Here is a 20,366-nt window from a genome sequence, read left to right as displayed (position 1 = left end):
ACTCGGACACGACCTGACCCGGATCAGCGCCGCCGCAGCGGCCGCGTCCGGAAGCGTACCCGGGCCGTCACGGCGGCGGGGCGCGCCCGTCACCGCACCTCCGCGGCGGTGAGGTGCCGGCGCAACGCGGTCAGCGCCCGGTGCTGGCTCACGCGCACCGCGCCCGAGCTGGCGACGCCGAGCTCGTCCGCCGTCTCCTCGGCGGTGAGCCCGACCATGACCCGCAGGACCACGATGTCCCGCTGCGCCGGAACCAGCAGGTCGAGCAGGAGCCGGACCCGCCGGCGCAGCTCGAGGACCTCGACGTGGCGGTGCGGCTCCGGCAGTTCGGACGGCGCCGGGGGGAACTCCGGGACCGGGACGCTGACGTCGTCCCCGCGGTGGCGGTACGCGTCGACGACCTTGTGCGCGGCGACGGCTTGGACGAAGTTCGGGAACCGGGCGGCGCCGTACCGGTACCCCGGCAGCGCGCCCAGCACGCCGAGCAGCACCTCTTGCGCGCAGTCGTCGGCGTCGCCGTCGCGGTAGTGCCGGTCGCCCAGCCGGGCGCGGCAGTACCTCAGCACCACCGGGTGCAGCATGCCCAGCAACCTGTCCGTCGCGGTGCGATCGCCCGACACCGCGGACGCGAGAAGCGCGCCGTCGACCTTCGCCATGCTGCGCCTTTCCGCTCGGTCAGCCCCCGCGCGTCAGGTAGGGGGCGGGATCGCTGCCGGGTTTCGCGCCGCTGTCGAGCCAGCGGACGAACCCGAGGCGGTCCCGGCGTTCGATTTCGTCGAGGAAGTCCTGCCGGCGCTGGACGACGAGCCGGCGGGCCTGCTCGTCGGTCGCGAGGTGCAGGAGGAAGTAGCTGCGCCGCCAGGCCACGCACAGGTCCTCGGTCGCCATGTCGGCCACCGGGAGGGGCGTCACGGACCGTGGCACCGGGGCGGCGTGCCGTCCGGCCGTGACGGGCGGGGTCGCCCGGCGGCGGTGGGAGGCGACGAGGCCGGCGACGACGAGGAGGATCAGGACGGCCGCGGTGAGGCCGCCGCCCACCGTGTTCCGCAGGCCGGCGACGACCAGGCAGACCAGGAGGAATCCGGTGGCGGTGGCCGCGCCCGCGAGCAGGTCGGGCCCGCTCGCCGAGAGCCGCCCGCGCGGGAGCCGGGGAGCGCCGAACGCCACGAGGAGCCCGGCACCGGCGCCGAGCAGGAGCCAGCCGGCGAGGATGTCCCACGGAAGGATCAGGGCGCCGATCGTGGCGAGGACGCAGACGGGGCCGATCAGTCCGACCACCACCACGCGTCCCGTCATCGCGTGCGCCTCGCCGTCCGTACGGGTGCCGAACCGAAGGGCCGGCACCGGGAATCAGGATCGCCGAGGTCTGGGGCGCTGGAGGGACCAGTCTAGCCCCCTCCCGGCGCGGTCGCCGCGCGTGCTCGTCCCGCACGGCGTGCGAAAGCCCTCTAGCGTGGCGGACATGGAGCACCTCGAACCCGACACCCGAACCCTCGAGCGCAGCCTGCGCGGATACGTGCGGGCGGTCGCCGCCGCCACGGGCGTCCCGGACGAGAGCACCACGGTGGAGATCAGCGACACGGCGACCGCCTACCTCGGACTGCCCCGGCGCTGGCCCGACCGGCCCGACCACGACGTCATGCTGGTGTGGAGCGAACGGCGCGGGTGGTCACTCGCGGTGGAAACCGATCCCGCCGACGAGCCGGTCCTCATCGCGCGCCAGGGCGGCGACGACCTCGTGCCGGCACCGGGCGCGGTCGCCCGGTTCGTCGCCGACACCGCCGCCGGGCGGCCCGCCGGGCCGGAGCGTGCCGGCCCGGCGCACGCCCCGACCCGGGGTTCTCTGGCCGAACGGCTCCGGCCCTACCTGCACGACGCCCGGGAACCGGGAGCCCGCCCGTCGGCGGGCTGATCAGGCGGAGCGGTCAGCGGTCGTAGGTAGGCCATTGCCGTGCTTTCCCGGGCGACGGCGGAGACCCGCTCGCTCCACGTGGTGCTGGAAGGCCAGGATCGCGGAGTTGCGGAGCGTGCCGGCCCGGCGCACGCCCCGCCCCGGGGTTCCGCCCGCCCGTCGGCGGGCTGACCACGCGCGCCGTCAGCGGTCGTGGGGGTAGGCCGCGGCGCGGTGCTGGAAGGCCAGGATCGCGGGGTTGCGGATCGTGCCGTCCCGGATCTCGACGGCGCGCCGCACGGTCTCGTCATCCTCCCATGTGGACGGTCCGGAAAGGACGGTCCGCAGGTGGGGCAGCAGGGCTTCGCTGATCTCCCAGCTCGCCGAGTTCCAGAGGTAGGACGGGCTGTGGTCGACGGCGTAGTAGGTGAGGCCGTCGCCGACCGGGAACGTCGGTTGCGCGAACGTCGTGGGCTTCGCCCAGCTGAAGCCCATGGCTTCGTCGCAGGAGACGTCGACGATGAGGCTGCCCGGCGCGAACGCGGCGAGGTCCTCTTCGAGGAGGAACGTCAGCGGCGCCGCGGTGTCCTGCAGCACGCAGTTGACGACGATGTCATGCTCGGCGAGGAACCCCGCCAGCGGGACCCGGCCGTGCTCGGTGTGCGCGTGGCTGCGCCGCGGGTCGCCGGGGTGGTTCACGTCGTGGTCGAAGTGCACCATGTTCGCCGAGTGGATCGGGGAACCCACCGCGCTGAGGCCGCGGGCGGTGAGGACGTCGACGTCGTGGATCCCGTGGGCGTTCAGCGCGGTCACCGAACCGCGCGCGGTCGCGCCGAACCCGATCACCACGGCCCGTAGCCGGCGGCCGTAGTCGCCGGTCGACCCGATCAGCTGCAGGGCGTGCAGCACCGAGCAGTACCCGGCCAGCTCGTTGTTCTTGTGGAAGACGTGCAGGCCGAACGAGCCGTCGCTCCGCCAGTGGTTCATGGCCTCGAAGGCGATCATGGTCAGCCGCCGGTCGATGGCCAGCTGCGTCAGCTCGGTGTCCTGCACGCAGTGCGGCCAGCCCCAGAGCACCTGACCGGCGCGGAGTTCGGCGACGTCCTCCAGCAGGGGTTTGGCCAGGAGGATGACGTCACACTCGGCGATGAGCTCCGCGCGCGAGCGCAGCCCGCCGACGCTGCGGGCCAGCTGTTCGTCGGGCACGCCGAAGGGTTCGCCGTAGCCGTGTTCGAGGAAGATGGATTTCCGGATGTCGGCGTCGATCCGCTCGAGGTGGTCCGGGTGGATCGGCAGCCGCCGTTCGTTCTCTTTGCGTGAACGCGCGATGACGCCGAGACTGAGCTGGTGCACCTGAGGCCCCTTTGCTAGGTGCCAGTCTTAACACACCGGCTGCCGCCGTCGGCTACACTGGGTGGTGACCGGGAGCATTTCGTGCGCAAGTGTTCGAACCTGCGCCGTCCTCGGTCCTGGTCCGGCCGCTATCAGCGGTCGGAGACGGGAGCACCGACATGCCGTCGGGCCCGAATACCTCTTCGTCGAAGACCGAACCCCGGTTGCAGATGAAATCGGCCACACCCGCCGCCGGCCCCGTCGACGGCGCGTGGTGGCCCCGGAGCCGTGCCCTGGCCGACGAGCTGCCCCCGCTGCTCGACGCGATGACCGCCCGGCTGGGGCGGATCGACCGGGTCACCTACCACCTCGCGGACTGGCCGGCGCCCCACCGCCGCCTCCCCTTCGACGACGGCGTCGTCCGGCTCGAAGGGTTCCGGTCCCAGGCGGCCGGCAGCCTGACGGTGATCGGCTGGAACCGCAACCGGCTGACCCTGCGGGTCGTGCCGCCGGAAACCGAACCCGGCGCCGCACGCCAGGCCCTCACCGAAGGCGCGGACGAGGCCACCCCGGCCCCCGCGCCCACCACGCCGCCGACCGGCAGCGTGTCCGAAAGGAGCTCTTCATCAGTACTTCCGCACTAGACAGCCCGTTGTTCAGCCACCCGGTGGCCGAGAGCCCCCGGCCCGGCGCTCTGACGGCACCCCAGGACGACCGGTACGGGAGCTTGTTCCTGCAGCCGACGTACTCGCCCCCGGCCCGGCCCGAGACGGACGCCGGCCACGGTCCTCGCCGCGGCGGCCACAGCACGACGAGCACCCGCGCCCACGACCCGTCCGGGCGCCGCGCCCACCGCTGACGCACCTGCGCCCCCGCCACGGTTCGCGGGCGCGGACTCGGACCGCGGGAAAGTCGCGGTCCGAGCCCGGACCAGGTCTACTTGCCGCCCGACCGGGCAGCCACGGCCAGCTGGGCCTCGAGGTTCTGCCGGTACTGGGACAGCTCCTCGTGGTGGTCGGTCACGATGCGGTTCTGGTAGGCGGTGATGACCGCCGCCCACGTGCCGCTGACGTTCTCCTGCGTCCGGCAGGCGACGTCGGCCTTCGCCGTGGCGATCTCCTGCGGACCGGGTTCGCCCGTGCCGAAGACCGGGTCGTCGTTGGCGGCCAGCGGATCGCGGTAGTCGAAGCCCGCCGCGGACATGCAGCGGCTCCACCGGGCGAACGCGTCGCGGACCCGGCTGTCCCCCTTCGCCGCGGCGTAGGACTCGGACGCCAGGCCGATCACGAGGTTCTCCTGGCGCGGATTCCGGTTCCCCAGCTCCTTCTGGGCTTGGACCGCGCAGCCGCCGGCCGGGACGGCCACGCCGTTGACGGTGCTCTTCCCGGTGCCGCTCAGCACGCCCAGCGCCACGGCGTCCATCGGCTTCTCGGCCGACTTCGCGCGGTCCGTGGCCGCCACGTCCGCCGTGTGCGGGCTCTTGTACCCGAACCGCGCCGCGTCCGCGGCCGAAACCACGCCGATCGGCCGGTCGAAGTCCGGGGTGATCACGCGCTCGGGAAGCGGGTAGTCGATCCCGTACCGCGCGAAGCAGTTCCGGAGCGCCCGGTCATGAGCCACCCCCAGGGTGAGCAGTTCGTCGGGCCGGGTGCGGAACGCGTCGAGCGGGAACTGCACGGCGGCGTAGCCGGTGACCGCCGGGAGGGCGCCGAGCGCGGGCTCTCCCGTCTGCGGTGGCGCGCCGGTGGCCACTCCGCAGCCGGAGACGCCGAGCGCGAGCAAACCCAGCGCGGCGAGGATCTTCTTGCTCATCGTGACCCTTTCCTCAGCAGCTCTGCCAGTAGTGACTGGATGCTTTGTCGTTGTCGGGTGTGCCGACCCAGTTGTCCGTCCCGTTGCCGGGGTGGACGAACTCACTCGTGGTGAACCACGTCTCCGAGACGTAGTTCGCGTTGGCGAAGGACCGGAGGCAGTTGTAGGTACCGGTGCCCCAGTCCTGGTACGAGCTGATCATGTCGTTGGACGAGCCGTTCCGGATCCCGTTGAGGTGCAGGCAGGACCGCGATCTGTTGTAGTTGCTGTCACTGCCGGTCCAGACACACTCCGCGGGCCCGAAGTCGACTCCGTCGTAGCCGCAGTAGTAGGTCAGGGCGCAGGCCGCGGCGGCCGGTGGCGCGCCGGCGACGGTCACCGACGCCACCCCGAGTGTCAGGGCCGCCGCGGCGGCCAGGGCACGATTCATCGCACTTTCCTTTCTTCGGAAGAACCGGGTGATCAGGGGTAGCCGATTTCGTCGAGCTCGCGGCGGAGCACCGTCGCGTAACCCGTCGTGCCGGTTGGGCTTGTCCCCGCTGTGGAAGTCGCCTTCGCCGTTCGCGCGATGGCCGGTTGAGCAGAAGGTCGAGGACGTTCGCCGGTCGCCCGCACCGTACGGCTGCGTAGGCTTGTCGAGATCGGAAACCAAGGGGCCTGAGGCCGGACCTCTGGCCGGCTCGAACAGGCCTCGAGCGCCCGTCCGAGCCGGCCGGCTGTCACTTGTCGAGCAGCTGGGTTGCCGTTGTCAGTTGGCTCTGGATCTTCTGCCGGTGCTGGGCGAGTGCGTCCTGGTGTTCCGTGATCGCGCGGTTCTGGTAGGCGGTGATGACCGCGACCCAAGTGCTGTTGACCTTCTCCCTGGTGCGGCAGGCGACGTCGGCCGTGGCGGTCGTGATCATCTGCGTGGACGGTTTCCCGTCGGCGAACGCCCGGTCGTTGTTCGCTTGCCAGGGATCGCGGTAGGTGAAGCCGGACTCGGCCATGCACTCGCTCCACTTGGCGAAGGCGGCCTGGAGCCGGCTGTCCTTCCCGGCCTGGCTGCCCGCCTCCTGTTCCAGGCGGATCACGAAGTTCTCGTCACCGGGCTCGCCCGCCGCAGCCGTGCCCGCACGGGTGCGCGCCTCCACGTTGCAGCCGCCCTTCGGCACGTCGATGCCGTTCACGCGGGCCGCGCCGGTGCCGTCCAGCACGGCCAGCATCTCGGCAGGCCACTTGACCTGCTTGTGTTTCGCCTCGTCGACACGCTGGGCGTACTCGTCGAAGTCGGCCGGCTTGTAGCCGAAGCGGGCTGCTTCGGCCGCGTCGACCAGGCCGATCCGTCGGTCGGCCGGCTGTGCCGCAGTGGTCCGGTCGGGCAGGGGAAAGTCGAAGCCGTAGTGTTGCATGCACTCCCGGACCAGGACGTCGCCGGCGCGGGCCAGTGTGGTTTTCTCCGCGGGCGACGGGTGATACGCGTCGAGGGGGAAGTGGATGTCCTGATAGGACTTCACCAGAGGAAGTGACGCGAGTGCGGGCTCCGGCCGTGCGGGCCCCGGGCTCGCGCTGGACACCGCGCAGGCCGGAACCGCCAGTACCGCCGCTACGACGACCACGCCCCACGCCGGCTTTACTGTGCTGTTCATGCGGAATTCTCCTCGGATCGAATGCCGGGCAGTCAGCCGTTGTACCAGTAGTGAGACTCGGCATCGTCGTTGTCGACGACGCCGACCCAGCCTGATTTGAAGCCGCGCAAGGCAACCCAGGTCGCGTCTCCGGAGCCCCACGCCTGTTGGAACGAGCGGACGGAGTCGAACTCCGCCGGAGCGCCGTGGTTGTACCACGAGGTCGCCGCGTTGGCGGCCAGATGGTCGTTGCCGCCACCGCCGGCGCACCAGTCGTTCCAGTAGTTGCCGTCGTTGTTTGCCCACCAGCAGTAGGGACCCGTGAAGTTGACGTCGACCCAGATGCAGTAGTTGTAGTAGGGGCAGCCGCTCTGCGCCAGCGCCGGTGTGGCGTCGACTGTGCCCGCCAGCGCCAACGTGAGCACCGCGAACGTGGTCGTCGCGAGTTTGCGAAATCTCTTCATTTTCGGAATTCCTCTCGTGATCGGTTCAGCGGTAACCGATTTCGTCGAGCTTGCGGCGGAGCACCGTCGCGTAACCCGTCGTGCCGGCCCCGTTGGGGTGGAACGACTCCCGGCTCAGGCAGGCCACTTCGGAGAACCCGAAGCAGAACGGGCTGGATTTGTCGCCGGCGTGGAAGTCGCCTTCGCCGTTCGCGCCGATCCTGATCTTGTGGAGCCACTCGACCGAGTCGCAGCCACCGTGTCCGGCGAAGTCGCCGATCGTGCTCGCCGCGTAAACTGACGCGCCGGCGGCGTCCGCGACCTCTTTCTGCTTGGTGGCCAGGTACCCGGCCAGCTCGGCGAGCGCTGCCACTTCCGGCATGTCGACATACCCCGAGCCGGCGCACTTCACGGTCCGGCTGAAGAGTTCCGGGTAGGACAGCAGGACGATCTGGGCGTTCGGTGCCTTGCCGTGGATCAGCGAGACCGTGGTGGCCAGCTTGGTCTTCGTGCGGTCCATGATGGTCTTGTACCGCGGGACGTAGCCGGAGTCGGAGGCGCAGCTGCCGAGCCCCGAACATTCGGTCACCGCGTTGACGAAAGCGTTTTCGTCGTTCCCGCCCAGGGAAAGCGTGACCAGCGTGGTGTTCTCGTCGAGCACGCCGGAGTCGAGCTGGGCGATCTCGTGGAACTGGCCGTCGCCGGTGTCGTAGTCGTCGGGGTGGGCCCAGGACCGTGGTTGGACGGGGGTGCCGCCGTCCAGGCCGGTGACGTTCCAGGTCTTGGCCCCGGAACAGGCGACGAAGCCGAGTTCGAAGTTCGGGTTGAAGCTGTCCGACAAGCCGCCCAGGCCTTGGGCGGTGCCCGGCAGGACCAGTTTTCTCGGCCACGCGTCGGCGCTGCGCCGGCACGCGTTCCACCGGTGCGTGCCGTGGTTGCTGTCGGATTCCGCGAAGTAGTTGCCCGCTCCCTCGCCGGAGGCGTACGAGTCGCCCAGCGCGGCGACGATGTGCTGCGGCTTCTGCGGCAGCGGCTGCACGGCCGCGGCGTCCCAGGCCACGCGTTCGGTCCCCTGGCCGTCGTCGGTGATGTTCGACAGCCGCAGCTTCGGCGCTCCGGTGAGGTTGTAGACGCCGAGCGACACCCAGCCGTTGCGCTGGATTTCCTGGTTGAGGTAGCGCGTCTTGTCGAAGACGCCGTCGCCGTTCAGGTCGATCTCGTAGCGGGCCTGCTGGGTACGGGCGCCCACCAGTGGCAGGTGCACCAGGATGCGGCCCCACCCGCCGACCGCGTCCCGCCAGCTCCACGTGCCGCTCGCGCGCATGATCGAGGTGGCGTACGTGTTGCTCATCCAGATGTGGCCGCGGAAGCCGGTACCGAGCTGGTGGAGGTCGATCTTGCTGCGGTACGTGCCTGCCCCGTCGGAGGCGAAGTCGAACCGGAAGCCGCCGGCCTCGTCGTAGGCCATGGAGCACGAGGGCCGGACGGACGGCACCCCCGCCCCGACGTCGTCGATGATCCGGGCGTTGTCGGGCAGGCCGGTGAAGCCGCAGTTCGGCGGGTAGGCGGTGCCGTCGTCCTGGTAGGCGTAGCCGGGGTCGAACCGGATGAACTGCATGCCGCAGTCCGGGGTGCAGCCCGGCTTCCACGCGGTGGACACGTGGAACCAGCACTGGAAGTCCGCGCGCAGGCAGGGGTCGACGCCGGTGCCGGCGTTGGCGGGGTTGCATTCGTTGGAACCGCCGCAGAACTGGCCGACCGGAGGTTTCACCGAATCCTTGTAGGGGTCGCTGTTCCAGCCGGCCGGGCGGAAGGCCGGGACCATGACGCCGGGCGCTTCGATGAGCTGGACCGGATAGCCCGCGTAGCCGAGCACCTTCTCCGGGTAGGGCCAGTCCCCCGGGTGCGTGCCGTCGTTGGGGTTCTTCATGAACGGCGCGCGGCCCTTGTCGTAGCGCGGGTTGATGGGGTTGTTGAACCAGCCGACGCCCCAGGTGCCGCCGTGCGTGCCCGCGTCGCTCTTCGGGTAGTACCCGGAGTTGTAGGCCCACAGGGCGAGGAACCAGTTCTCCAGGAAGGCGGGGTTGCCGCCGTTGAGCAGCACACCGTCGCCGTGCAGCGCGTTCCACTTGCCGGCCAGGATGCGCTGGCCCTGCAGGATGTTCCGGACGAAGTCCAGCGCCATCGCACGCTGGTCGGCCGTCGCCTGGCCGTTGAGCCGCATACCGTCGGTGACCTGCATGACGCCGTAGCCGCAGTCGGCGTGCGCGAAGTCGATCTGCCACTCGGAGACGTCGCCGGAGCGGTCCTTGACGCCGTAGTAGTTGCCGATGAGCGGGTTGGACGTGACGCCGGGGACCGCGTACCAGGCCGCCTGGGACATGTTCGACTCGGCGAGGCTGATCCCGAGCAGGATCTGCGCCGGGATGTGGCCGCCACCGGCCAGGTCCGTCTGTCCCGCGCTGTCGACCGAGTAGGCCGGCATGCCGAGGTTCTTCCAGTTCGCCGGCCGGGAGACGTGCAGGCTTTCGGTGACGAGCTGGTCCACCGCCCACTCGACCTGCCGCGGTTTGGGCTGCATCGCCTGGTCGTGCGGGTCGTTGCGGGACACCGCGCACGTGCGCAGGGCGGCGTCCGCCGGGTCGGCCGGGTCACCCGCGGCCACGGCTGCGGCGAGGGCGGGACCGAGTTCGCCGCCGGCCCCGCCCGTCGCGGTGGGCCGGGCGGTCAGGGTGAACTCCTTGCCGGTCGCCAATGCGGTCGCGGTGATGTCGACCGGCTGTTCGCCGGCGCGGTCGGCCGGCGCGAGCTTCGGGTCCCGGCGGGCGGCCGGGGAGACGGCGGTGACCGCGATCGCGCCGGTCAGCGACATCCGGGCCGTGCGGGGCACGCCTTGCACGCGAACGCTTCCCGGCAGCGCGCCGGTTTGCGCGCGGGTCCCGGTGCCGGTGAGCACCACGCTGCCGTGTGCCGCGGTGGCGACGCCCAGGGTAGTGCGGTCGCCGGTGGCGAGCGTGGTCGTGCTCGTCGCGCCCGCGGCGTCGAACGCCAAGCGGCGGGCCTGCGCCTGCTGGTTGTCCCCGCTCTCGAGGAAGACGACGCCGCCGTCGTGGTCGGCCGCCAGCCGGTACGGCGTGCCCGCTGCCTCGGCGAGCACCGAGGTGTGCCCGGACGGCGGCACCGACACCACGGCGTTGCCGATGGCCGCGACGACGCCGTGGCCGGTGGGCAGCGGCGAGGTCACCTGGCCCTCGACCACGATCGGCGCGTCGAGCTTGGCGGTGGCCGTGTCGAGGACGTGCAGCCGGGTCTTCGCCAGGGTGTCGCCACCGCCCTCGGTCAGGACCGCCGTCTCGCCGGCTCCGCAGCCGGGGTTGAAGTAGGCGAGGCTGGTCGTGATCGGCAGTTTCGTGACCGCGCCGCTCACCAGGTCGACCACGGCGGTGAAGGCGCCGCGGTCGGCGAGGTAGTCACGGTTGGTGAAGTGACGCGGGGCGTAGACGACGACCGCGCGCTGCCCGGACCCGGTGACGCACGTGTTCCCGATCCACTGGTCGGTCTCGACGCCGGGCTCCGACAGGGTCGCGACCGTCCGCCACGCGTACCCGTCGGCCGAATCGGCGGTCAGGACGTGCAGGCCGGTGGCGTCCCCGCTCGTCACGACCGCCTTGTCCGCCGTGTCGCGCCAGCCGTCCCCGAGGAGTTCCGCCCGCTTCGCGACCGGAACGGCGGAGCCGGCTGGTGCCTCCGGCGCGGCCGCGCCGGGTGGTGACGCGTCGGCCGCCCCGGCCGGCGCGACCAGGGCGGCCGACGCCAGCGCGAGGGCGAGCAGAGCGGTGGTCGTTCGACGGCCCGGTGGCCGTGACGGTGTGCGCACGACGACTCCCCAGATGTTTCGGCATGGCTCGCCGGCGTCGGGTGACCCCGGCGCGGAGGTCACGGGCAGGGCGGGAGGTCCGGGTCGGGGTCGTGGCCCGTCGCCGGGTTGTTGCCGTGCACCGGGGCGTTCGCGGCGGCGCTGCCGCACCACCCGCCGTTGCGCCACCGGACCGTCGCCTCGGCGGACCCCACGCCCGCCAGGCGGGCCGTTCCCCGTCGCCCGTTCTTGGTGCCGGTCATCGATCGTCTCCCCCAGCCGGTGCGGCTCCTGCGTCGAGACGATGCACCGGCCCGCGGGTGAAACGTCCGCGAATTCACACAATGTGCAGGTGAGCGAGGCTGCTCAGCCGTTCCCGGGTGCGGGCGGCGTCGGTGCCGCGATGCTGGGCCAGGTACAGGGCGAGGGCTTGGCGCCACATCGCGCGGGCCTGCCGGTGGTGGCCGAAAGCGAAGTACGAGGACGCGAGGTCGTCCAGCGTGGTGGCTTCCTCGTCGGCGTTGCCGATGGCGCGGAACAGGGTGAGGGCGAGCTGGTAGAAGTTGACGGCGTCGGCGTGGTGACCGCTGTCGTGGGCGATGTACCCCAGGCTGTGCAAGGCCACCGCTTCGCCTTCGCGGTCGCGGTGATCGCGGTGCAGGGCGAGCGCCGCCTCGCAGTGGGTCCGGCCCGCCTCGTGGTTGCCGAGCAGCGCCGAATACCAGCCCACCTGGTTGTACGCGTCGGCCGCTGCCGCCGGGCTTCCCAGGCCCTGCAGCAGGTTCAGGGCGTGGACGGCGTGGTAGCGCGCCCGCCGGTGGTCGCCGGTCTTCGCCCACACCTGGGCGAGGTTGCGGTGGGTGTGGGCTTGCTCGTGGCCGTCGCGGGTGGATTCGGTCAGCGCCAGTGCCTGGTGCAGGTGACCGAGCGCCTCGGCGGGCCGGTTCAGCCAGATGCAGGTGCGCCCGGCGTTCCGGTACGCCTGGGCCTGGGCGGCGGTGTCCCCCAGCCGGTCGGCCGCGGTCTTCGCCAGCTGCCACGCTTCGAAGTCGTCGTGGAAGAAGCCACGCCGGGTGTGGAAGGTCGTCAGGGCCCAGGCCAGCTGCCACGTCGCCGGGTGCCACCCCCGCGCGCTCGCGGCCTGCTGCAGGGCCAGCAGGCACCGGTGTTCGCCGTCGAACCAGGCCAGCGCGTCCGCGTACCCGGTCACGGGGCGGAGGGCGTGCTCGGGCGCGGGGCAGGTGAGGTCGATCGGCGGGCGCTGGGGGTACAGCACCCGCTCGGCGGCGTAGGCGGTGTGCAGCGAGAAGCCGACGAGCCGGCGTACCGCGGCCACCTGCTCGGCGTCCGCGACATCCTCGGTGGCGCAGGCGGCGGCGTACCGGCGGACGAGGTCGTGCATCCGGAAGCGGCCGTGCTGGTCCTGCGTCACGAGCGACGCCTGTTCGAGGCTCCGCAGCACCACCCGCGCCTGCAGCGGGGGCAGTCCGGTGAGGGCGGCCGCGGCCTCGGCGCCGATGTCCGGGCCGGGGGCGATGCCCAGCAGGGCGAACACCCTCGCCTCGTCCTTCTCGAGACAGCGATAGGAGCACGACAGGACCGCGGACAGGTCCGCGGCCGGATCGCCGTCGGTCAACGCGTCCAGCCCCGCTTCCCGGAGTTCGGCGGCCAGTCGTGCCAGCGGGAGGTCCGGGCCGGCGAGGGCGCGCCCGGCGACGATGCTGAGCGCCAGCGGGAAACCACCGCAGCGGGCCAGGAGTTCTTCGACGGCACCGGGTTCGGCCGTCACCCGCTCGGCGCCGAGCCGGGCGACGAGCAGTGCGCGCGCTTCGGCGTCGGTGATCACGCCGAGTGTCAGCGGGTGGGCGCCGTGGCCGGCCACCAGGCCGGTCAGGCGCCGCCGGCTGGTCACCAGCACGGTGCAGCCGGGGCTGCCCGGCAGCAGCGGGGCGACCTGCTCGGTGTCGGTCGCGTTGTCGAGCACCATCAGCAAGCGCTTTCCCGCGACGAGACTGCGCAGCAGGGCGCTCTGGGCGTGCGGTTCGACCGGGATGTCCGACGGAGCGACGCCGAACGCGTCGATCAACCCGCGCACGGCGGCGTCGGCGGACAGGGGCCGGCCGGCCGGGCTGAAGCCGTGCAGGTCCACGAACAGCTGTCCGTCGGGGAACCGGCCGAGGTTCCGGTGCGCCCAGTGCAGCGCGAGCCAGGTCTTGCCGATGCCTCCGGCACCGGCCAGGGCCGCGATCGCCACACCGGTGCCCGGGTCCAGGACTTCGGTGAGGGACTCGATGTCGCGCGCCCGGCCGGTGAACAGTGGCGGCGGCCCCGGCAGCTGCCGGGGCATCGGCGCCGGCCGGCCGGGCCGCCGGGCCGGACCCGGTTCCGCGGTCAGGATCCGCTGGTGCACCTCGCTCAGCTGCGGGCCGGGCTCGGCGCCGAGCTCCTCGACCAGCCGCGCCCGGACGCGCCGGTAGTGCGCCAAGGCCTCGGCTGCCCGCCCGGCCGCGCCCAGGCTCAGCATGTACTGGCCGGCGACCCGCTCGTCCAGCGGGTGCTGGGCGGCCCGCACCGCGAGGTCGGCCACCAGGCTTTCGCCACGGCCGAGCCGCAGCAGGACTTCGGTCAGGTCGCATTCGGCGCTCAGCCGGTCCAGGTGCAACCGGTCGCGTTCGCCCGCGGCCCAGTGGCCGTCGACGCCGGTCAGCGCGTCTCCCTGCCACAGCCCGAGTGCCTGCTCCAGCAACCCGGTCGCCCGCCGGTCGTCGGCGGCCGGCAGCCGGGCACGCTCGCGCAGGTCGCGGAACCGGTGAACGTCGATCGCGTCGTCCGGCACCGTCAGGCAGTAGCCACCGGACCGCCGGCCGATACCCACGGATTCCGCCGCCGGCAGCACCTTGCGCAGTCGCGAAAGGTAGTTCAGCAAGGTCTTGTGGGCGCGCAACGGAAAACGCTCTCCCCAGACCCGCTGGGTCAGCCGGTCCATCGAGACGACGCGGTTGGCGTCGAGCGTCAGCGCGGCCAGTACGCATCGCTGCCTGGCCGGCCCCAGATCGACCGCGCGCCCGTCGACGAGCAGGGAAACTTCCCCGAGCAAACGGATTTCCAGCATTTCGCCACCCCCCTGTGACGTCACTGCCGAACATCAAAACCCGTCGCCCGGGGGTAGGGGCCGAAATGTACCGAATTCACACGATCGGCGGCTCAAGCGTTACCGGGCAGGCGTCGCCGTCCCGATGATCAGCGGGTGGACCACCGAAGGCATCCCGCGCCAGCGGGCCGTGGTCATGTCCTCGATGGCGAACCGCTGCTTGATGAGCGCGACGGTGTCGCGGTCGCACCGGCAGCCCTGCGCGAACGCCGCCCACGGCCTAGCCAGCCGCGTCTGCCTTCGCGCCAGCTTCGGGTCCTCCGCGCGCACGTGCTCGCAGAACAGCAGCCGCCCGCCGGGGCGCAGCACCCGGGCCAGCTCGGCCAGCACGCGGTCGACGTCGGGCACCGTGCAGAGGACCAGCGTCGACACGACCGTGTCGACGCTGGCGTCCGCCATCGGCAGCGCGTCGGCGGAGGCTCGCACCGGCCGCATGCCGGCGCGGCCACGCACCCGCTTCTCGAGCCGCCGGTACATCGCCGGGACGGGCTCGGTCAGCACGACCTCCGCCGCCTCGGGGTAGTGCCCGGCGTTGAGCCCGGTCCCCGCCCCGATCTCGACCACCTGTCCGTGCGCGCGCCGCAGCAGTTCCGTGCGCCGGCCGGCCAGGCCCAGCCGCTCCCCCCGGCGCAGGAACGGATCGTAGAGCGCCGCCCCGAACCGTTCCCCGAGCCCGTCCCGTACCCCCACGCTGTCCCCTCCGGCCATCGCTCCTCCTTCGCACCGCCGATGGGACGCAGCACACCAGCCAGCGGCCGCCCACCGCATCACCCGGTCGTGCCATTCCGGGTGCTGGCCGGAACGGGCCACGCGGGGTCGCGAGACGGCCTAAGCTGCGGGAATGCCGGGGCAAGTCGTGCGTTTCACAGGTGACCCGAACGACCGTCCGGTCGCCTGGGCCACCGTCGGCACGGGCCCGCCCCTCGTCGTCGGCGGCTGGTGGTGCGGGCACCTCGAACTGGACTGGCGGAACCCGTTGTTCCGGCGGTTCGGCGAGCTGCTGGGCGACCGGTTCACGCTCGTCCGCTACGACCGGCCCGGTGTCGGCATGTCCGACCCCGCCGGGCCGCTGGTCACCTCGCTCGCCGACGAGGTCGCCGCGTTGAGCGCCGTCGTCGACGCGGCCGGGGCGAAGGTGACCCTGTTCGGCGGTTCGTCCGGGAGCTGCGCCGCGATCGCGTACGCGGCGGCCCACCCGGACCGCGTGGAACGGCTCGTCCTGTACGGCAGCTACGCCCGCGGCGCCGAGATCGCCTCGGCGGAGGCGCGGGACTCCTTGCTGGCGCTCGTCGAACGGCATTGGGGCGTGGGCTCCCGGATCCTCGCCGACCTGTTCCTGCCGACCGCGACCCCGGCGGAACGCGACGAGTTCGTCCGGTTCCAGCGCGGCGCCCTCACCGCGGAGAAGGCGGTGCGCTCGCTCGCGGCGGTGTACGCGTTCGACGTCCGGGACCGGCTGGACACGATCGAGGTCCCCACCCTCGTCCTGCACCGGCGCGAAGACCGCGCGATCCCGTTCGCCCTGGGCCAGGACGTCGCCGCCCGCATCCCGGGCGCCACCTTCGTCCCCCTCGACGGGACCGACCACCTGCCCTGGCGCGGCGATGTGGAATCGCTCACGCGTGCCGTGCGGGAGTTCCTCGGCGCCGGCCGGCCGGCCCGCCGGTCCGGTTCGCCGCGCCTCTCCGAACGCGAACTCGACGTGCTTCGCCTGGTCGCGCAGGGGTTGAGCGATCAAGAGATCGCACGCCGGCTCGGGATCAGCGCCCACACGGCGCACCGGCACGTGTCGAACATCCGCGGCAAGCTGGGCGTTTCGTCGCGAGCGGCGGCCGCGGCGCACGCCGCGACCGCCGGACTCCTGTGACCCATCGCTCCCCGGGAGCGTTACTTCGGATCGAGCACGAACACCGGGATCTGCCGGTCGGTCTTCGTCTGGTACTCGGCGTACGACGGGTACGCCGCCACCGCGCGCTCCCACCACTCGGCCCGCTCGGCTCCCTCGACCTCGCGCGCCGCGTAGTTCTTGGTCACGGTCCCGTCCTGCAGCGGGAACTCCGGGTGCGCCTTGATGTTGTGGTACCAGACGGGGTGCTCCGGAGCGCCGCCCTTGGACGCCACCACGGCGTAGCTGCCGGCGTGCTCCACCCGCATCACCGGGGTGTAGCGCAGCTTGCCGGACTTCGCGCCGCGCAGCGTCAGCAGCACGATCGGCGACCCGAGCACCTCGATCCCCTCGGTGGTTCCGGTCTCGAGGATCGTCTTGGTCTGGTCCTGCACCCACTCCGTGGGACTGAGTTCTGCGGTTTCGTCGGACATGCCCTAGATCAACACCGCGGATCCCGACCTCATTCCCCACTGTGACGCGCGCCGCCGCACCAGACTGCGGGGACGCCCGCCTTCCGTAGAATCACCGGGGACCGCCGGTCCGCACCGGTGGTGTCGACTCGGCAGGAAGGACCGGCCCGGACGGTGGTGTCGTCGTGAGTGCGTCCGACCGCCGGAGCGGGCCGGGAACGCGACGCTGGGCCGATCTGCTGCAGTCGCCGCTGGTGCCGCCGGGCAGGCCGGCGCGGCGAGGGTTCCAGCTGCTCAGCGGGCTGGTGCTCTACGGGATCAGCGACGCGATGGTCGTCGCGGCCGGGCTGGGCGTCGAGCCGTGGGACGCGCTCGCCCAGGGGCTGACCCGCACCGTCGGCCTCAGCATCGGCGTCTGGACCAACCTGATCGGCGCCGCCGTGCTGCTGCTGTGGATCCCGCTGCGGCAGAAGCCGGGGCTGGGCACGCTGTGCAACGTGCTGCTCGTCGGCACCTCGATGGACGTCACGCTGGCGCTGCTGCCGCCGTTCGGGCAGCTGTGGCTGCGCTGGGCCGTGCTGGTCGCGGGCATTCTGCTCAACGGGTTCGCCACCGGCTGCTACATCGGCGCCCAGGCCGGGCCGGGGCCGCGGGACGGGCTGATGACCGGGCTCGCCGAGCGCGGGCACCCGATCTGGGCCGTGCGCTGGGGCATCGAGATCGCGGTGCTGGTGATCGGGTTCCTGCTCGGCGCGACCGTGGGCATCGGGACCATCCTGTACGCCTGTGCGATCGGGCCGCTGGCCCACCTGTTCATGCCGCTGCTGGACATGGGGCGGGGCAAGGGAAAGCCGGACTAGCCGGCCGCCGCCAGCTGCGACCGGCGGCCGACCGCGAGCCGGGCCGCGGCGCCGAACTCGCGGAAGAGCGCGGCGGAGACCGGGTCCGTGCCCGCGTACCACTCCGGATGCCATTGCACGGCAAGGCAAAACCCCGCCGGGGCCCGCGCCGAGACGGCCTCGACGACGCCGTCGGCGGACACCGCTTCCACCCGCAGGTCCGGCGCGACCCGGTCGATGGCCTGGTGGTGCAGCGAGTTGACCGGGACGGCCGAGGTGCCCAGCAGCCGCCGCAGCACACCGCCCTCGCGGAGGCGGACTTCGTGGGCGGGCAGGTACTGCCGGTCCCTGGGCTCCGCAAGGTCCTCGCGGTGGTCGTCGCCGGTCAGGTCGCGCAACGTGCCGCCCAACGCGACGTTCAGCTCCTGCAGTCCACGGCAGATCCCCAGCACCGGCAGCTTCGCCCGCAACGCGGCGGGCAGCACCCGCAGCGCGAACTCGTCGCGGGCCGGGTCCGCCGGGGCGAGCCGGGGTGGGCCGCCGTAGCGGGCGGGCTGCACGTCGGTCTGGTGGCCGCCGAACACGACGCCGTCGAACCGGTCCAGCAGCTCCGCGAGGTACGGCGCGGGACCGCCGACGACGGCGACGGCACAACCGGAAACCCTTTCGAGGGCCCGGATGTAGACCTCGCGCACCGCGACGTGCGACACCTCGTCGACCATCTCCTCCGACGCGGCCAGCGCGATCAGCGGGCGGCTCACCGCGCACACTCCAACGCCCGGGCAAGGTCTTCCAGCAGATCATCGGGATGCTCCAACCCCAGCGACAACCGGACCGAACCCGGCGTCACACCCGCCGCGAGCTGGTCGGCCACCGGCAGCTGGGCGTGGGTCGTCGACGCGGGATGCGTGGCCAGGGACCGGACGTCGCCGATGTTGGTCACGTGGGCGAACAAGCGGAGGGCTTCGATGAACCGGCTGCCCGCCTCCTGCCCGCCGATCAGCTCGAACTGCACCAGCGGGCCGCCGTTGCCGCCGAGGTAGCGCCGCAGCAGCTCCTCCTGCTCGCCGCCGGCCAGGCTCGGGTGGCGGACCGATTCCACCGCGGGGTGCGCGTCGAGGAACCGCGCCACCGCGGCCGCGTTCTCTCCGTGGGCCCGCATCCGCAACGGCAGCGTCTCGATCCCTTGGATGAGCAGGAAAGCGTTGAACGGGCTCAGGCACGGCCCGAGGTCGCGCACCATCGTTTCCCGCGCCTTGAGCAGGTAGGGGCTGCGCCCCAGCGCGCTGTCGAGCCCGGCGCCCTCCTCCGTCCACACCGCGCCGCCGTGTGCGGCGTCGGGTTCGGTGAGCAGCGGGTGCCGGCCGGCGTGGCGGGTCCAGTCGAAGGTGCCCCCGTCCACGATCAGGCCGCCCAGGGCGCTGCCGTGCCCGCCGATGTACTTCGTCGCCGAGTACACCAGGATGTTCGCGCCGAACTCCAGCGGGTTGCAGACCATCGGGAGCAGCGTGTTGTCCAGTACCAGGGGCACGCCGGCCTGCTCCGCGAGCCCGGCGACGTCCTCGATGGGGAAGATGCGCAGCTTGGGGTTGGGCAGGGTTTCGCCGAAGTAGCAGCGGGTGCGCTCGTCGGTGGCGGCGGCGAAGTTCTTCGGGTCCTCCGGGCTGACGAACCGGGTCTCGACGCCGAACCGGGCGAAGGTGTTGGCCAGCAGGTTCCACGTGCCGCCGTAGAGCTCGTCGGAGCTGACGATGTTGTCCCCGGCCTGGCACAGGTTCAGCAACGCGACGGTGGTCGCCGCCTGGCCGGAAGAGACGGCCAGCGCCGCCGGGGCGCCGTCGACTGCCGCGATCCGCGCTTCGAGCACGTCGCAGGTGGGGTTGTTGAGGCGGGTGTAGGCGTGGCCGTCCTCGCTGAGCTCGAAGATGCCCGCGGCGGCACCGGTCCCGGGCAGTTCGTAGGCGGCCGTCTGGAAGATGGGGGTGATCACCGGGGCCGTCGGGCCGGTGCGCAGCTCGGCGCCCGCGTGCAGCACCGCGGACTCGCGCCGCCGGTAGTCCTTCGGCGCGCTGGCGGTGCGTTCACTGACCGGCATGGGCGTACTCCCTCGCTTCGGACATGGACGTGACGATCGCGGTGACGGCGCTGGGCTGCCCCCGCGGGCCCCGGGTGAACAGCCCACCGAGCACGGCGTCGACGGCGGCGTAGTCCGGGTCGGCCAGCCGCACCCGCCGTGCCTTGCCGAGGTTCCAGAACGGCGTGCGCGGATCGAGGTGGTGTTCCAGGTGGTAGTTGTCGTTGTGGATGCCGGTGAGGAACTTCTCCCAGCCGCGGCTCTTGCGGTTGCGCGTCATGTACAGATCGACCCGGGAGTCCCGCACGAGCGGGGTGTGCTCGGACAGCTCGATGTACCAGCCCAGGATCTGGAAGCTCGTCAGGTAGGGCACGAACCAGAACAGCAGCAGCTCCATCGTCCAGCCCTGAGACCAGCAGACACCGGCGACGACGGCCCAGAACGTCCAGAACCCGGCGCGGTCGAGCAGCCGCTTGCGGGGCTGCACCGGAGACGTTTCCCGGGAGCGGCCCGCGCGCAGCACCCAGTACCGGTTGCGCACCAGGTACCGCAGGTAGGCCCAGGTCTGCGTGCCGAACAGCGGCATCAGCACCACCCGGCGGACGTAGGCCCGCGGCGAGGCGGCCCGGTAGGCACCCTGCTCGATGAAGAACCGCAGGTCCGGGTCCTGGTCCGGATCGCCCAGCCGCGGGTGGTGGGTGAACACGTGCGAAACCTTGTAGGCGTAGTGCTGCTGGAAGATCGGGTAGGCGGTGAGCACGGTGCCGAGCAGCATCCGCACCCGGTGATCGGCCGCGCCGACGCCGTGGGCGCAGTCGTGCAGGATCGTGGACAGCCCCCGCTGGCGGGCGCCGATGACCAGCGCCGCCAGCGGGTAGCACCACCACGAAACCGCGACGCACAGCCACACGCACGCCGCGATCCAGCAGGCGTCCTCGAGCCAGGCCAGCCCGGCGTGCCAGTTGTCGCTGCGGTTGAGGGGTTTCATCCGGGCCCGGACTTCGCCGGGGAAGCGGTGCATCCGGTACCGCTTCCCGTCGAACGCCCACGTGGTGTCCGGCACGCG

At 72.1% G+C, this 20,366-nt stretch carries 20 protein-coding genes; 5 read left to right on the top strand and 15 right to left on the bottom strand.

From position 1 onward, the window contains the following. Window positions 1-89: 89 nt before the first annotated feature. Both QQ657_RS33715 and QQ657_RS33710 read right to left on the bottom strand, forming a co-directional pair. Window positions 90-656: a sigma-70 family RNA polymerase sigma factor gene (locus QQ657_RS33715; protein ID WP_284746340.1), complete on the bottom strand. Its 567-nt coding sequence runs from the start codon at window positions 654-656 to the stop codon at window positions 90-92. Between the two features lie 19 nt (window positions 657-675). Then, entirely contained in the window at window positions 676-1,296 is a 621-nt protein-coding gene (locus tag QQ657_RS33710) for a hypothetical protein (RefSeq protein WP_284746339.1), read from the bottom strand. 166 nt (window positions 1,297-1,462) lie between these two features. Between QQ657_RS33710 and QQ657_RS33705 the strand changes: the two genes are divergently transcribed. Next, entirely contained in the window at window positions 1,463-1,912 is a 450-nt protein-coding gene (locus QQ657_RS33705) for a DUF6292 family protein (protein ID WP_284746338.1), read from the top strand. 183 nt (window positions 1,913-2,095) lie between these two features. Here the strand turns inward: QQ657_RS33705 and QQ657_RS33700 are convergent, their stop codons facing one another. After that, the gene (locus QQ657_RS33700; protein ID WP_284746337.1) at window positions 2,096-3,244 is read right to left on the bottom strand and encodes a N(5)-(carboxyethyl)ornithine synthase; all 1,149 of its coding nucleotides are present in this window, start codon (window positions 3,242-3,244) and stop codon (window positions 2,096-2,098) included. Window positions 3,245-3,453: 209 nt separating this feature from the next. Between QQ657_RS33700 and QQ657_RS33695 the strand changes: the two genes are divergently transcribed. Both QQ657_RS33695 and QQ657_RS33690 read left to right on the top strand, forming a co-directional pair. Then, window positions 3,454-3,867 carry a DUF5994 family protein gene (locus QQ657_RS33695; RefSeq protein WP_284746336.1) on the top strand — a complete coding sequence of 138 codons (414 nt, stop codon included), beginning with the start codon at window positions 3,454-3,456 and terminating at the stop codon, window positions 3,865-3,867. Window positions 3,868-3,890: 23 nt separating this feature from the next. After that, on the top strand, window positions 3,891-4,082 hold the full coding sequence (locus QQ657_RS33690) for a hypothetical protein (protein WP_284746335.1): 192 nt from the start codon (window positions 3,891-3,893) through the stop codon (window positions 4,080-4,082). A 77-nt stretch (window positions 4,083-4,159) separates the two neighbouring features. Here QQ657_RS33690 and QQ657_RS33685 read toward each other — a convergent pair whose 3' ends face one another. The 8 genes from QQ657_RS33685 to QQ657_RS33650 all read right to left on the bottom strand — a co-directional run bounded on the left by QQ657_RS33685 (window position 4,160) and on the right by QQ657_RS33650 (window position 14,797). Further along, a complete protein-coding gene (locus QQ657_RS33685) occupies window positions 4,160-5,035 on the bottom strand; it encodes a hypothetical protein (protein ID WP_284746334.1) in 876 nt (291 codons plus the stop codon). A 13-nt stretch (window positions 5,036-5,048) separates the two neighbouring features. Then, window positions 5,049-5,465: a hypothetical protein gene (locus QQ657_RS33680; RefSeq protein WP_284746333.1), complete on the bottom strand. Its 417-nt coding sequence runs from the start codon at window positions 5,463-5,465 to the stop codon at window positions 5,049-5,051. Between the two features lie 289 nt (window positions 5,466-5,754). Then, window positions 5,755-6,660: a hypothetical protein gene (locus tag QQ657_RS33675; protein ID WP_284746332.1), complete on the bottom strand. Its 906-nt coding sequence runs from the start codon at window positions 6,658-6,660 to the stop codon at window positions 5,755-5,757. Window positions 6,661-6,692: 32 nt separating this feature from the next. Continuing rightward, window positions 6,693-7,103, bottom strand: a complete 411-nt coding sequence (locus QQ657_RS33670; protein WP_284746331.1) for a peptidase inhibitor family I36 protein — start codon at window positions 7,101-7,103, stop codon at window positions 6,693-6,695. 25 nt (window positions 7,104-7,128) lie between these two features. Further along, window positions 7,129-10,959, bottom strand: coding sequence for an SGNH/GDSL hydrolase family protein (locus QQ657_RS33665; protein ID WP_284746330.1), 3,831 nt, complete (start codon window positions 10,957-10,959; stop codon window positions 7,129-7,131). Window positions 10,960-11,018: 59 nt separating this feature from the next. Beyond that, entirely contained in the window at window positions 11,019-11,201 is a 183-nt protein-coding gene (locus tag QQ657_RS33660) for a hypothetical protein (RefSeq protein WP_284746329.1), read from the bottom strand. A 74-nt stretch (window positions 11,202-11,275) separates the two neighbouring features. Then, window positions 11,276-14,050 carry an AfsR/SARP family transcriptional regulator gene (locus QQ657_RS33655; protein ID WP_284746328.1) on the bottom strand — a complete coding sequence of 925 codons (2,775 nt, stop codon included), beginning with the start codon at window positions 14,048-14,050 and terminating at the stop codon, window positions 11,276-11,278. 99 nt (window positions 14,051-14,149) lie between these two features. Further along, the gene (locus QQ657_RS33650; protein WP_284746327.1) at window positions 14,150-14,797 is read right to left on the bottom strand and encodes a class I SAM-dependent methyltransferase; all 648 of its coding nucleotides are present in this window, start codon (window positions 14,795-14,797) and stop codon (window positions 14,150-14,152) included. Between the two features lie 148 nt (window positions 14,798-14,945). On the opposite strand from QQ657_RS33650, the gene QQ657_RS33645 reads away from it, so the two are divergent. Further along, window positions 14,946-15,956 carry an alpha/beta fold hydrolase gene (locus QQ657_RS33645; protein ID WP_284746326.1) on the top strand — a complete coding sequence of 337 codons (1,011 nt, stop codon included), beginning with the start codon at window positions 14,946-14,948 and terminating at the stop codon, window positions 15,954-15,956. Between the two features lie 20 nt (window positions 15,957-15,976). On the opposite strand, the gene QQ657_RS33640 is transcribed toward QQ657_RS33645, so the two are convergent. Then, entirely contained in the window at window positions 15,977-16,408 is a 432-nt protein-coding gene (locus QQ657_RS33640) for a nitroreductase family deazaflavin-dependent oxidoreductase (RefSeq protein ID WP_284746325.1), read from the bottom strand. Between the two features lie 164 nt (window positions 16,409-16,572). On the opposite strand from QQ657_RS33640, the gene yczE reads away from it, so the two are divergent. Next, on the top strand, window positions 16,573-17,247 hold the full coding sequence (gene yczE, locus QQ657_RS33635; RefSeq protein ID WP_350310724.1) for a membrane protein YczE: 675 nt from the start codon (window positions 16,573-16,575) through the stop codon (window positions 17,245-17,247). Here yczE and QQ657_RS33630 read toward each other — a convergent pair. The 3 genes from QQ657_RS33630 to QQ657_RS33620 are packed head-to-tail and all read right to left on the bottom strand — an operon-like array spanning window position 17,244 to window position 20,363. Further along, window positions 17,244-17,987 carry a gamma-glutamyl-gamma-aminobutyrate hydrolase family protein gene (locus tag QQ657_RS33630; RefSeq protein ID WP_284746324.1) on the bottom strand — a complete coding sequence of 248 codons (744 nt, stop codon included), beginning with the start codon at window positions 17,985-17,987 and terminating at the stop codon, window positions 17,244-17,246. The genes yczE and QQ657_RS33630 overlap by 4 nt on opposite strands. Further along, entirely contained in the window at window positions 17,984-19,321 is a 1,338-nt protein-coding gene (locus QQ657_RS33625; protein ID WP_284746323.1) for an O-acetylhomoserine aminocarboxypropyltransferase/cysteine synthase family protein, read from the bottom strand. Before QQ657_RS33625 ends, QQ657_RS33630 begins: the two co-directional genes overlap by 4 nt. Beyond that, a complete protein-coding gene (locus QQ657_RS33620; RefSeq protein WP_284746322.1) occupies window positions 19,308-20,363 on the bottom strand; it encodes a fatty acid desaturase in 1,056 nt (351 codons plus the stop codon). Before QQ657_RS33620 ends, QQ657_RS33625 begins: the two co-directional genes overlap by 14 nt. Between the last annotated feature and the right edge of the window lie 3 nt (window positions 20,364-20,366).

Origin of the sequence: Amycolatopsis ponsaeliensis (assembly GCF_030182635.1) — a bacterium.
Taxonomy (GTDB): Bacteria; Actinomycetota; Actinomycetes; order Mycobacteriales; family Pseudonocardiaceae; genus Amycolatopsis; species Amycolatopsis ponsaeliensis.
This window is presented reverse-complemented; position numbering and strand designations above follow the sequence as displayed.

Bases quoted from the DNA above. Each gene is read 5' to 3' on its own strand.
- QQ657_RS33680 (WP_284746333.1), bottom strand. From the start codon at position 5,465: ATGAATCGTGCCCTGGCCGCCGCGGCGGCCCTGACACTCGGGGTGGCG.
- QQ657_RS33705 (WP_284746338.1), top strand. From the start codon at position 1,463: ATGGAGCACCTCGAACCCGACACCCGAACCCTCGAGCGCAGCCTGCGC.
- QQ657_RS33660 (WP_284746329.1), bottom strand. From the start codon at position 11,201: ATGACCGGCACCAAGAACGGGCGACGGGGAACGGCCCGCCTGGCGGGC.
- QQ657_RS33625 (WP_284746323.1), bottom strand. From the start codon at position 19,321: ATGCCGGTCAGTGAACGCACCGCCAGCGCGCCGAAGGACTACCGGCGG.
- QQ657_RS33650 (WP_284746327.1), bottom strand. From the start codon at position 14,797: ATGGCCGGAGGGGACAGCGTGGGGGTACGGGACGGGCTCGGGGAACGG.
- QQ657_RS33655 (WP_284746328.1), bottom strand. From the start codon at position 14,050: ATGCTGGAAATCCGTTTGCTCGGGGAAGTTTCCCTGCTCGTCGACGGG.
- QQ657_RS33670 (WP_284746331.1), bottom strand. From the start codon at position 7,103: ATGAAGAGATTTCGCAAACTCGCGACGACCACGTTCGCGGTGCTCACG.
- QQ657_RS33715 (WP_284746340.1), bottom strand. From the start codon at position 656: ATGGCGAAGGTCGACGGCGCGCTTCTCGCGTCCGCGGTGTCGGGCGAT.
- QQ657_RS33675 (WP_284746332.1), bottom strand. From the start codon at position 6,660: ATGAACAGCACAGTAAAGCCGGCGTGGGGCGTGGTCGTCGTAGCGGCG.
- QQ657_RS33710 (WP_284746339.1), bottom strand. From the start codon at position 1,296: ATGACGGGACGCGTGGTGGTGGTCGGACTGATCGGCCCCGTCTGCGTC.
- QQ657_RS33685 (WP_284746334.1), bottom strand. From the start codon at position 5,035: ATGAGCAAGAAGATCCTCGCCGCGCTGGGTTTGCTCGCGCTCGGCGTC.
- QQ657_RS33640 (WP_284746325.1), bottom strand. From the start codon at position 16,408: ATGTCCGACGAAACCGCAGAACTCAGTCCCACGGAGTGGGTGCAGGAC.
- QQ657_RS33695 (WP_284746336.1), top strand. From the start codon at position 3,454: ATGAAATCGGCCACACCCGCCGCCGGCCCCGTCGACGGCGCGTGGTGG.